The following is a 10,120-nucleotide window of genomic DNA, read 5'->3' as shown; positions in this document are numbered from 1 at the left end:
GATGGCGGAAGCGGAGATCGCGCGCGAGGGGGACCGGGAGCGCGGCCGCTATTCGCTCGCCCTCGAGGGCGGCACGGCGGAGCTCACCTTCCGGTCCGCCGGCGACGGCATCCGCGTGATCGAGCATACGGGCGTTCCGCGCAGCCTGAGAGGCCGCGGCATCGGCACGCGGCTCGTCGCGCGCGCCGTCGAGGACGCCCGCCGGGAAGGCGTCCGGATCCGGCCGGATTGCCCGTTCGCAGCCGCCATCTTCGCGCAGCGCCCCGACTACCAGGACCTGCGCGCGCAATGAAGGCGGCCGGGGCGGAGCGCCCCTCCCCCGTCCGGATCGCGATGTGGTCCGGCCCCCGCAACCTCTCCACCGCGATGATGCGGGCATTCGGAAACCGGCCCGACTGCGCCGTCGTGGACGAGCCCTTCTACGCCGCCTTCCTGCGCCTCTCCGGCGCCGATCACCCGATGCGCGCGGAGATCCTCGCCGCCCAGGAGAACGACTGGCGGAAGGTCGCGGCGACGCTTCTCGGACCGCCGCCCGGCGGCCGCGCCTTGTTCTACCAGAAGCACATGACGCACCACATGCTGCCCGAGATCGGGCGCGCCTGGATGTCCGCCTGCCGGCACGCCTTCCTGATCCGCCGCCCCGAGCGGGTGCTTGCATCCTATGCGGCCAAGCGCGAGACGGTCGGCCTCGCCGATATCGGCTTCGTGCAGCAGGAGGAACTGTTCGACCGCGCGGCCGACCTCCTCGGCGAAGCCCCGGCCGTCGTCGACGCGGATCGCATTCTCGCCGATCCGGCCGGCGTTCTCGCCCGCCTGTGCGGGCGGCTCGGAATCGCCTTCGACGAGCGGATGCTCGCCTGGCCCGCCGGCCCGCGCGCGAGCGACGGGATCTGGGCGGCGCACTGGTACGATGCAGTCAACCGGTCGACGGGCTTCGCGCCCACCGCTCCGCCGCCTCGCCTGGAGGATCCGGCGCTCCGCGCGGTGGCGGTCGCCGCGATGCCGATCTACGAGCGTCTTTCCGGCTACGCGATCGGGTGAGATCCCGCCTTCAGCCCGTCGCCCGTGCCGAATGTCCCTTGGCCGCCTCGGCGGCGAGTTCCCGCTCCAGCTTCTCCTCTTCCTGCCGGAGCTCGGCCTCGGCGAGGTCGAGCGCCGCGCGGGCCGTCTCGAGCTGCGCCTGAAGGTCGTTGATGGAGACCTGGAGGTTGGCGCGGCGCTGCTTGGCGGCGCGGGCGAAGGTCGAATAGGCGAAGTGCTTCTCGTCCTCGATGCCGGTGCGCCGGTGCTCGGCCGCGATCTCGCGCTCGAGCTCCGCCACCATTCGGCCGAATTCTTCGACCATGGCCTCGATCTGCCCGGCCTGTCTCCGCTTCTCCTCCACCTGGAACCGCTTCTGGCGGATGACGGCATCTCGCGATTTCATACGCAGCACTCCCCCAGGGCCCGAACCGGCGTGCGACAGCACGAATCGTGCCAGTCGCGGGCGGGATTCCGGACGCAGTAACCATTCGTTTACAGGTCAGGTTAATGATGCCGGAAAGGATTTAAGGCCGGGTAAAGGCAGCCTGCTAACGAACTGTAGCCGAGAGCGGCGGCTTTCGAGAAATGCGAAACCGCACAATCGTTGGATGGAGTCCTTTAACCGAGCGTCTCAAGACGCAGCGCGGGATTCGCTGACCGATCAATCCGCTATCGTGGCATGCGCCGGTACCGCGCTTGCCGGCGGCGCAGAGAGTCAGTTAACCATTCGCGTGTAGCGTCGCGTGGGCTTGCCTGTTCGGGCGGTGCGGCGGAGGCCGACCGGCCGAGCCAAGAAGGGGATTGGCATGCGGGTTCTTCTGGTCGAAGACGACAGCGCCACCGCGCAGAGCATCGAGCTGATGCTGAAGTCGGAGAACTTCAATGTCTACATGACCGACCTCGGCGAGGAAGGCGTGGACCTCGGAAAGCTCTACGACTACGACATCATCCTGCTCGATCTCAACCTGCCCGACATGAGCGGCTACGAGGTGCTGAAGACGCTTCGGGTCGCCAAGGTGAAGACGCCGATCCTCATCCTTTCCGGCCTCGGCGGCATCGAGGACAAGGTGCGCGGCCTCGGCTTCGGCGCCGACGACTACATGACCAAGCCGTTCCACAAGGACGAGCTCGTCGCGCGCATCAACGCCATCGTCCGCCGCTCGAAGGGCCACGCCCAGTCCATCATCCAGACCGGCGACCTCCGGGTCAATCTCGACACCAAGACGGTCGAGGTGAACGGCAACCGGGTGCATCTGACCGGCAAGGAGTACCAGATGCTGGAGCTCCTCTCGCTGCGGAAGGGCACCACGCTCACCAAGGAGATGTTCCTCAACCATCTCTACGGCGGCATGGACGAGCCGGAGCTGAAGATCATCGACGTCTTCATCTGCAAGCTCCGGAAGAAGCTCGCGGCCGCCACCGAGGGCAAGAACTACATCGAGACCGTCTGGGGCCGCGGCTACGTTCTGCGGGAGCCGGACGAGACCGAGCTGCGCGAGAGCGCCTGAGCCCCGGGATGGTCAGATCAGGCCGGCCTCGCTGAAGGCCCGCACCAGGCTCTCGCGGTCGAACGGCTTCATCATGTGGCCGTCCGCGCCGAGGCGGAGCGCCTTGGCGACCTTTATGCGGTCGTTCTCCGAGGTGCAGTACATCACCTTCGGCCGGTCGCCGCCCGGCATGGCCCGCAGCCGCTTCAGGAATTCCAGGCCGTCGCCGTCGGGCATCCGCCAGTCGACGACGATGCAGTCGGGCATGTCCTGCCCGCATGCCGCAAGTCCGGACTTCTCCGAATCCGCTTCCCGCGTCTCGAAGTCGTAATCCTGAAGGATCCGACGCGCCACCTTGCGGATCGAGTTTGAATCATCCACGATCAGGCATTGTCTCATGGTGCCAATCCTCTGACGCCGTTGCCGCATCTCTCAGTGCAGCTTCGGCATCCTGTCTAGCACCGCGCCGTTACTTCCCGGTCAACCGGCATCCTTAAGGGCCTGCTGCCGAAAAGGCGCGAATTTAGACATCCGGATCAGGACGGCCTTCAGGTCTTCGGGCGGGCGCCGATGACGACCCTGTTCTCTTCCTCGCTGAGAGTGATGCCCATGCCGGCCTCTTCCGCGAGCAGCGCCGCGTAGAGCGGCTGGACCGCATGGGCGTCGAGCGGGTTGGGGACCGCGCCCGCCGTCAGCACCTCGCGCACGCCCGCCGGCACCCGGGCCCGATCGCCGTCGGCCGTGATGCGCATGATCGTCTCCTCATCCTGCCGCTCGGCGGTCACCTTCACGGTGCCGCCGCGGGCGACGCAGTTCACCGCGACGAGGAGGAGGTTCAGGAGGAGCTTGGCCTCGGCCTTCCTGAGGAGCGGCGCCGCCACCGCCCAGTCGAGCTCCGCCTTCTCCCGCTCCATGAACGCCCTGGCGCAGCGGCCGGCCTCGACCATGTCGATCTCGGAGCCGGCGCTGCCGGAGGCGCCGAAGGCGAGCCGCGCGAACTGCAGCTTGGCGGAGGCCTGACGCGCGCTCTTCTGGACGAGATCCATCGCGAACTGGCGCATCGACTCGTCGTGCTCCTCCTCGAGCACCTCGAGCCCGTTCACGATCGCCCCGACCGGGCTGATGATGTCGTGGCACACACGGCTCGCCACCAGGGCGGAAAGCTCGAGGGGGTCGATCGCGTAGCTCGTCATCTGGGTCTCGCGTTTGGCGGCAGGACGGAGAGCGCCTATGCGCTCCGATTCGCTCCGTGACGTGCGGCAGCCATAACCCGCACCACGCGGTCCGCCAAGCGAGGCGGCCGAAGGTCCTGTGAATTCGGGCCGCTTAACCGTGCCTTAACCCTGACATATCCTAATGCCCTGGACGCTAAGCGACGCGCAAGAGGCTGGACCATGCGAACCCGCGCACCCGGATGCTGGCTGCTCCTCGGCCTGATCGCCGCCGGTATTGCCCCCCTGCCCGCCGGCGCGCAGCCGGCGGGGGCGCCCGTCTACCAGCAGCAGTCGGAGAACTACACGGCGGCGGAGATCGTGTCGGCGGGACACAAGCTCTTCGGACAGGCCTCCGGCGAGCTTGCCGCGCTCGTCGAGCGCGCCGTCAGCAAGTTCGGGCTGCCCAACGGCTACATCATCGGCGAGGAAGCCTCCGGCGCCGTGTTCGGCGGCCTGCGCTACGGCGAGGGCACGCTCTACACGAAGATGGACCCCGAGCGGCACGTCTTCTGGCAGGGCCCTTCCGTCGGATGGGATCTCGGCGGCGACGGCAACCGGACGATGATGCTCGTCTACGACCTTCCGACCGCCGATTCGCTGTTCCGCCGCTATGGCGGCGTGGCGGGATCCGCCTATCTCGTGGGCGGGCTCGGCATGACGGTGCTCGCCAACACCACCTCGGGCGAGCAGCCGATCTACCTGGTTCCGATCCGCACCGGCGTGGGCGCGCGGCTCGGCATCAATATCGGCTATCTGAAGTTCACCCCGCAGGCGACCTGGAACCCTTTCTGACGCTTCGGCATTCCGGCATAGCCGTCGGGGAGCGGCCGGTCCGCGGCTGTTCACTTTCGCTGATGTGACAGCCGCTTTATATATGCGCGTCGGGGGTGGCGCTAACGGAGGGCGTGTTGATCCAATCCGCCATGATGTTCGCCCTCGGCGTCCTCGTGTGCGGACTGCTGTCGCTCGTCCTGATCGTCGCCTTCGTCCGCAGGACCCGGCGCCTCACCGCCGCGCGGATCACGGCCCGGCTCGCGACCAGGCGCGCCGAGTTCGAATCCGAACGCGACGAGCTGCGCGCGCGCCATGCTGTGGAGGCGCGGCGGCTCGAGCGCGAGATCGACCGCCTGCTCGACGACGCCACCGCCTACCGGCTCGATTCAGACCTGAAGACGCAGGAACTCGCCTCCATCCGCGCCGACCTCGACGCGCAGGACGAGGAGATCCGCGAGCTGCACGACCACCTCGCGCGCCTGCAGGAGGAACTGCAGGGCGTCCAGCGCGAGCGCGCCGAGGCGGTCGTCGGCCGGCGCGAGGCCGAGCACCTGCTTGCGGCCGAGCGGGAGCGGCTCGAATCCGTCCGCGCCGAGCTGAGGGGCGCCGAGGAGCGCGTCCTCGGGCGGGAGCGCGAGGTCGCCCGCCTCAATGCCGCGCTCGCGCAGGCCGAGGAGAGGCTCGCGGCAGCCGAAGGCCTGCCCGCCCCGTTCGCCGGCGGCATGCCGCTCGCGCTGCCGGCCGCCTTCGGCGCCGATCGGAGCGTGCCGTTTCCCGCGCCGGCGCTTCCGTTGCCGCCGCCGGCCGCGGCGGAGAGGCCGGTCCTTCCCGAGGAGGCCGGGCACGACGAGGAGACGCGCAAGGTCGAGCGGATCGCGCGCGACCTCCACCGCATGGCGGGAGGCGCGAAGGCGCTGCTCGGCAAGGCGGGCTGGCATGCGCTCGCGCATCCCGGCTCCGCCGTGCCCTCCGCGGAGCGGATCGCGAAGGTCCTGAAGGTCGAGAAGCGCGGCGGGACCGCGCCGGCGCGGCGCGGCAACGGCGCCGACCAGGTGCCTGAGCCGGCGGCCGACGGGTTCGACCGCAAGGGGGGAACGGAGACGGCGAAGGGCGGCGCGCCAGCCGCCGCCGCTGCCGCCACCAAGACCGCGGAGGCGCGCTTCCTCGAGGCGCTCGCCGAGATCCGGGCGCTGGAGCGCGCGCCCGGCCGCTCGGCCGGCGAGTAGCGGCCCGCCTCGCCGCTACTGGTAGATCCACATGCGGCGCAGACGCTCGCCTATCAGGCAGTCGGCCGGCTCCGCATTCATGCTCTCGGCCGCGAACATCAGGCGCGGACGGGCCGAGGCGATCTCGAGCACCAGCTTGCGCCGGATCGCCTCCGCGATCTCCTGGATCGACTGGACCGGGATGATGAAGGCGCCGGGCCCGCCGATGACGCAGCCGGCGTAATAGCGGTCGAGATCCCGGATCGAATAGAGGCTGTCGGCGGCCTTGATCATGATCGGCAGGCCGTTGATGACGATCCCCTTCGCCAGCACGGCATCCCGCGCCGGCAGCACCGGGCCGCCCATATTGTTCGGGCCGTCGCCCGAAATGTCGATCACGCGGCGCGGGCTCGTGAACGGGCTGTCTGCGAAGCGCTCGGCGGCGAAGGCCAGCCCGTCCGAGATCGACGTGCCGTGGAGACGCTGGATCGGCGCGCCGGAGAGCGCGGCCGCGAAGGCTTCGGCGCTCGCCGGCCCGTCGATCACGGTCCAGGGCGCGATGACGTAGCGGCTTCCGGGCCCCGCCCACTCGACATAGGTGACGCCGATCCTGCCGGTCATGCCGTCGGCGATCGCCCTCAGGACGTCGGGATGGCGGAACCCGGCGACATAGCCCTGGCGCTGCAGCTCCTGCTCGTCGATGTCCATGGACCGGGAGACGTCGACGGCGAGGACGAGCTCGAGATCGACCTCCTGGGCCTGCGCCGCGCCCGTCAGCAGCGCGACGAAGAACGGCATGAGCCAGCGGAACGGGTTCGGCCGGTGCTTCGCCATTCGGAACCTCCTCGTCAGGATTGCATGATCCCCTTCGGGGGGCGCGCGCTCAAGCGACGGAGCCGCCGGCACACGCAGCTGTGAACGCGGAGCGCCGGTGCGCTGCAGAACACGGCACTTCTTGCACCCTCCTGCCGGCCGATTGAAATTTTTCCGCCCTTTGCGCATAAGATCGCAGCGGGAGGTAGTGTCGTGCAGGATTTCGGCTCAGCCGTGTGGCAGGCGCTCGGGCTCGTCGCCTCGTTCGACCGGGACCTTCTCGAGATCGTCCTGCTTTCGCTGCGGGTCAGCCTCACGGCGGTGCTCGCCGCCGGGCTCGTCGGCCTCCCCCTCGGCGCGGTTCTCGCCGTCCTGCGCTTCCCCGGCTCGGGCCTGCTGGTCGTGCTCCTCAACGCGATGATGGGCCTGCCGCCGGTCGTGGTCGGCCTGGTGCTCTACCTGCTCCTTTCCCATGCCGGCGTGCTCGGTCCGCTCAACCTCCTCTACACGCCGACGGCGATGATCGTCGCGCAGGCGGTGCTCGTCACGCCGATCATCGCCGCGCTCGCCCGCCAGACCGTGGCGGACATCAGGGGCGAGTACCGCGAGCAGCTCCAGGTGCTCGGCGTCAGCCGCCGGACCGAGGTCGCGACCCTCCTCTGGGACGCCCGCTACAGCCTGCTGACGGCCATGGTGGCCGGCTTCGGGCGCGCGATCGCGGAGGTCGGCGCCGTCATCATCGTCGGCGGCAACATCAACCACGTCACCCGCGTGATGACGACGACGATCGCGCTCGAGACCTCGAAGGGCAATCTCGCGCTCGCGCTCGGCCTCGGCATGATCCTGCTGTCGCTCACCATCCTCGTCAACGCGGCGGTCCAGGGGCTGCGCGCGACCGCGGCGAGGACCGCCTATGCATGAGGCCGCCGCGCTTCCGGTCAGCCGGCGCGCCGAGGCCGAAGGGGCGGTGCGGCCGCTCGAAGGCCTCGGGCTCCGGGTGGAGCGCGCCGGCCGGGTCCTCCTCGATATCCCCGAGCTGCGCATGTCCGGCTCCGAGATCACCGCCCTCATGGGGTTCAACGGCTCGGGCAAGAGCCTTCTCCTCCGCGTCCTCGCCGGGCTCGTGCAGCCCGATGCCGGCACCGTGCTGTGGGCGGGGCGCCCGCCCGGGCGCGAGCGCGCCCGCCGGCTCGGCTTCGTCTTCCAGAAGCCGGTGCTGCTCAGGCGCTCCGCCGCCGCCAACATCCGCTACGCGCTGAAGGTGGCCGGCTTCCCGCGCGCGGAGATCGCCGGGCGCACCGAAGCCGCGCTCGCCTCGGCGGGGCTGCAGGGCCTCGCCGGCTCGCCCGCCCGGGTGCTCTCCGGCGGCGAGCAGCAGCGGCTCGCGGTGGCGCGCGCGCTCGCGCTCGAGCCGGAGGTGCTCTTCCTCGACGAGCCGACGGCAAGCCTCGATCCCGGATCGACGCTCGCCATCGAGGCGCTCGTCGCGGGTGCCCGCGGGCGCGGCACGAAGATCGTGCTCGTCACCCACGATGCCGGACAGGCGAGGCGCCTCGCCCAGGAGATCCTGTTCCTGCAGCAGGGCCGGCTCGTGGAGCGCGCAAGCGCCGGCCAGTTCTTCACCGGTCCGCAAAGCGAAGCGGCACGCGCCTTCCTGGAAGGGCGCATCCACATATGACCTAGGGAGCAAGCACATGAACGGCAGATTTTCGGCGCTCGCCTGCGCCGCCGCGCTCGGCCTGGCACTCGTCTCGGGCGGCGCCCTCGCGGCCGACAAGTTCATCGTGGTCCAGTCGACGACCTCGACCCAGAATTCCGGCCTGCTCGACGAGCTCCTGCCGAAATACACGGCGAAATCCGGCACGGAGGTGCGCGTCGTCGCGGTCGGCACCGGCCAGGCGATCAAGAATGCGGCGAATTGCGACGGCGACGTGCTGCTCGTCCACGCCAAGCCCGCCGAGGAGAAGTTCGTCGCCGAGGGCGGCGGGGTCAAGCGGTTCGACCTCATGCACAACGACTTCGTCATCATCGGCCCGGAGAGCGATCCGGCCGGGGTCGCGGGCATGACCGACGCCGAGGCGGCACTGAAGAAGATCGCGGCCGCCAAGGCGCCCTTTGCCTCGCGCGGTGACGAATCCGGCACGCACCAGAAGGAGCGGTCGCTCTGGAAGGCGGCCGGCGTCGACGTGAAGGCGGCGAGCGGCGACTGGTACCGCGAGACCGGCTCCGGCATGGGCGAGACGATCAACACCGGGGTCGGCATGGGCGCCTATGTCCTGACCGACCGCGCGACCTGGAGCGCGCACAAGAACCGCGCCGGCTACAAGATCCTGGTCGAGGGCGACAAGGATCTCTTCAACCAGTACGGCGTGATCCTGGTCAATCCGGCCAAGTGCCCGAACGTAAAGGCGGATCTCGGCCAGGACTTCATCGACTGGCTGCTCTCGAAGGAGGGCCAGGACGCCATCGCCGCGTTCAGGATCAACGGCGAACAGCAGTTCTTCCCGGATGCCCAGAAGAGCGCCAGCTGATCGCGCGTCTCCGCCCTGAGCCTGCTAAGGAACTGTTGCAGGATCGGCACGCGGGAGCTTTCGCGGCGGCGGGTTCCGCAAGTGCTCGGAATAGGGACTGTGCCGGGCACTTCGGCTCTGCTATGCGGGCCTGGGATTTCCCTTGGGGCATGGGGGCATTTCAGTGTCGCGAATTGGCTCGGCGACGTATGCGCGCCGGACGTCTGTCGGTGCGGCCGGCCGGGCCGCCCTTACCGTTCTTGTTGCCGGCGCGGCGCTTGCCGCGCCGGCCTTTGCCGAAGCCGGCCAGCTTGCCTGTCCGGCCCTGCCGGCCGGCGCGCTCTCGGCCAATGCCGCTCCGTCCGCCGACGGGCAGCCGGCGCCGGTCCCGCTGCCGGACCTTGCCGCCGACCTGCACGAAAGCGGTCCGGTCGACATTCTCGCCATCGGCTCGTCGTCGACGGAAGGGATCGGCGCCTCCGGACCCGCCTTCACGTACCCGGCGCAGCTCCAGGCCAACCTGCGGGCCGCCTGGCAGCGGGGCGACATCACGGTGGCGAATGCCGGGATCGGCGGCGAGATCGCCAGCCGCGCCGTGGAGCGGATGGATGCCGCCCTGGAGGACCACGCCTACGCGCTGGTGGTCTGGCAGGTCGGGACCAACGACGTGCTGCGCAATGTCGACGAGGCGGCCTTCCGCGCCGATGTCGAGCACGGCCTGGAAGCCGCCGAGGCGGCGGAGACCGACATCCTGCTCTTCGACCCGCAGTTCTATCAGAAGGCGAAGGATCAGGCGCACTTCCAGCGCTTCAACGCGATCGTCGCCGACGTCGCGCGCACCCATCACGTCCCGCTCTTTTCGCGCTATGCCTTCATGAAGGCGATCGGCACGAGCGCGCCGGCCACGCTCGACGCCATGCTGTCGCGGGACGGCATGCATATGAGCGATTTCGGCTACAAGTGCCTGGCGGACCGCCTGACGGACATCATCCGCACGCTCACCGCGCCGCCGCAGGTCGCCGACGCGCGGCCGGCCGCGCCGCAGCAGCTCGCCGCCACGGCCGCCGCACTGCCCCGCTGACGACAGCGGCCGA

The 10,120-nt window shown here is 69.7% G+C and carries 13 protein-coding genes; 9 read left to right on the top strand and 4 right to left on the bottom strand.

Features of this window, described 5'->3' with window-relative positions; translation table 11 throughout:
- Position 1 precedes the first annotated feature (1 nt).
- Together E4O86_RS15190 and E4O86_RS15185 are read left to right on the top strand one after the other, a co-directional pair.
- Complete coding sequence (locus E4O86_RS15190; protein WP_161141404.1) at positions 2–292, top strand: GNAT family N-acetyltransferase; 291 nt, start codon at positions 2–4, stop codon at positions 290–292.
- Positions 289–1,041, top strand: a complete 753-nt coding sequence (locus E4O86_RS15185) for a sulfotransferase (protein WP_161141403.1) — start codon at positions 289–291, stop codon at positions 1,039–1,041. The genes E4O86_RS15190 and E4O86_RS15185 overlap by 4 nt, the downstream gene beginning before the upstream one ends.
- Before the next feature lie 10 nt (positions 1,042–1,051).
- Here the strand turns inward: E4O86_RS15185 and E4O86_RS15180 are convergent, their stop codons facing one another.
- Positions 1,052–1,426 (bottom strand): flagellar export protein FliJ, encoded by a 375-nt coding sequence (locus E4O86_RS15180; protein WP_161141402.1) that lies wholly within the window; start codon positions 1,424–1,426, stop codon positions 1,052–1,054.
- Positions 1,427–1,829: 403 nt separating this feature from the next.
- Between E4O86_RS15180 and ctrA the strand changes: the two genes are divergently transcribed.
- Positions 1,830–2,531 carry a response regulator transcription factor CtrA gene (ctrA, locus tag E4O86_RS15175; protein WP_161141401.1) on the top strand — a complete coding sequence of 234 codons (702 nt, stop codon included), beginning with the start codon at positions 1,830–1,832 and terminating at the stop codon, positions 2,529–2,531.
- 12 nt (positions 2,532–2,543) lie between these two features.
- Here the strand turns inward: ctrA and E4O86_RS15170 are convergent, their stop codons facing one another.
- Complete coding sequence (locus E4O86_RS15170; protein ID WP_161141400.1) at positions 2,544–2,909, bottom strand: response regulator; 366 nt, start codon at positions 2,907–2,909, stop codon at positions 2,544–2,546.
- A 149-nt stretch (positions 2,910–3,058) separates the two neighbouring features.
- Complete coding sequence (gene chpT, locus E4O86_RS15165) at positions 3,059–3,703, bottom strand: histidine phosphotransferase ChpT (RefSeq protein ID WP_161141399.1); 645 nt, start codon at positions 3,701–3,703, stop codon at positions 3,059–3,061.
- A 201-nt stretch (positions 3,704–3,904) separates the two neighbouring features.
- Between chpT and E4O86_RS15160 the strand changes: the two genes are divergently transcribed.
- The gene (locus E4O86_RS15160; RefSeq protein WP_161141398.1) at positions 3,905–4,516 is read left to right on the top strand and encodes a DUF1134 domain-containing protein; all 612 of its coding nucleotides are present in this window, start codon (positions 3,905–3,907) and stop codon (positions 4,514–4,516) included.
- Positions 4,517–4,632: 116 nt separating this feature from the next.
- Positions 4,633–5,724 carry a hypothetical protein gene (locus E4O86_RS15155; protein WP_161141397.1) on the top strand — a complete coding sequence of 364 codons (1,092 nt, stop codon included), beginning with the start codon at positions 4,633–4,635 and terminating at the stop codon, positions 5,722–5,724.
- Positions 5,725–5,739: 15 nt separating this feature from the next.
- Here the strand turns inward: E4O86_RS15155 and E4O86_RS15150 are convergent, their stop codons facing one another.
- Positions 5,740–6,537, bottom strand: coding sequence for a DUF1194 domain-containing protein (locus E4O86_RS15150; RefSeq protein WP_161141396.1), 798 nt, complete (start codon positions 6,535–6,537; stop codon positions 5,740–5,742).
- 192 nt (positions 6,538–6,729) lie between these two features.
- Here E4O86_RS15150 and E4O86_RS15145 point away from each other — a divergent pair, with 192 nt between their 5' ends.
- The 4 genes from E4O86_RS15145 to E4O86_RS15130 all read left to right on the top strand — a co-directional run bounded on the left by E4O86_RS15145 (position 6,730) and on the right by E4O86_RS15130 (position 10,107).
- Positions 6,730–7,437: an ABC transporter permease gene (locus tag E4O86_RS15145; RefSeq protein ID WP_161141395.1), complete on the top strand. Its 708-nt coding sequence runs from the start codon at positions 6,730–6,732 to the stop codon at positions 7,435–7,437.
- Positions 7,430–8,194 carry an ATP-binding cassette domain-containing protein gene (locus tag E4O86_RS15140; protein ID WP_161141394.1) on the top strand — a complete coding sequence of 255 codons (765 nt, stop codon included), beginning with the start codon at positions 7,430–7,432 and terminating at the stop codon, positions 8,192–8,194. Before E4O86_RS15145 ends, E4O86_RS15140 begins: the two co-directional genes overlap by 8 nt.
- A gap of 16 nt (positions 8,195–8,210) precedes the next feature.
- Positions 8,211–9,047, top strand: coding sequence for an ABC transporter substrate-binding protein (locus E4O86_RS15135; RefSeq protein WP_161141393.1), 837 nt, complete (start codon positions 8,211–8,213; stop codon positions 9,045–9,047).
- A 163-nt stretch (positions 9,048–9,210) separates the two neighbouring features.
- Positions 9,211–10,107, top strand: coding sequence for a GDSL-type esterase/lipase family protein (locus tag E4O86_RS15130; RefSeq protein WP_161141392.1), 897 nt, complete (start codon positions 9,211–9,213; stop codon positions 10,105–10,107).
- Positions 10,108–10,120: the final 13 nt, after the last annotated feature.

The organism is Propylenella binzhouense (assembly GCF_009866965.1).
GTDB lineage: Bacteria > Pseudomonadota > Alphaproteobacteria > Rhizobiales > Afifellaceae > Propylenella > Propylenella binzhouense.
Note: the sequence above shows the minus strand (reverse complement) of the source record. Positions and strands in the feature narration are given on the sequence as shown.

Excerpts from the sequence above, each read along its gene's own strand:
- E4O86_RS15190 (WP_161141404.1), top strand. The coding sequence starts at position 2 with ATGGCGGAAGCGGAGATCGCGCGCGAGGGGGACCGGGAGCGCGGCCGC.
- E4O86_RS15185 (WP_161141403.1), top strand. The coding sequence starts at position 289 with ATGAAGGCGGCCGGGGCGGAGCGCCCCTCCCCCGTCCGGATCGCGATG.
- E4O86_RS15180 (WP_161141402.1), bottom strand. The coding sequence starts at position 1,426 with ATGAAATCGCGAGATGCCGTCATCCGCCAGAAGCGGTTCCAGGTGGAG.
- ctrA (WP_161141401.1), top strand. The coding sequence starts at position 1,830 with ATGCGGGTTCTTCTGGTCGAAGACGACAGCGCCACCGCGCAGAGCATC.
- E4O86_RS15170 (WP_161141400.1), bottom strand. The coding sequence starts at position 2,909 with ATGAGACAATGCCTGATCGTGGATGATTCAAACTCGATCCGCAAGGTG.
- chpT (WP_161141399.1), bottom strand. The coding sequence starts at position 3,703 with ATGACGAGCTACGCGATCGACCCCCTCGAGCTTTCCGCCCTGGTGGCG.
- E4O86_RS15160 (WP_161141398.1), top strand. The coding sequence starts at position 3,905 with ATGCGAACCCGCGCACCCGGATGCTGGCTGCTCCTCGGCCTGATCGCC.
- E4O86_RS15150 (WP_161141396.1), bottom strand. The coding sequence starts at position 6,537 with ATGGCGAAGCACCGGCCGAACCCGTTCCGCTGGCTCATGCCGTTCTTC.
- E4O86_RS15140 (WP_161141394.1), top strand. The coding sequence starts at position 7,430 with ATGCATGAGGCCGCCGCGCTTCCGGTCAGCCGGCGCGCCGAGGCCGAA.
- E4O86_RS15135 (WP_161141393.1), top strand. The coding sequence starts at position 8,211 with ATGAACGGCAGATTTTCGGCGCTCGCCTGCGCCGCCGCGCTCGGCCTG.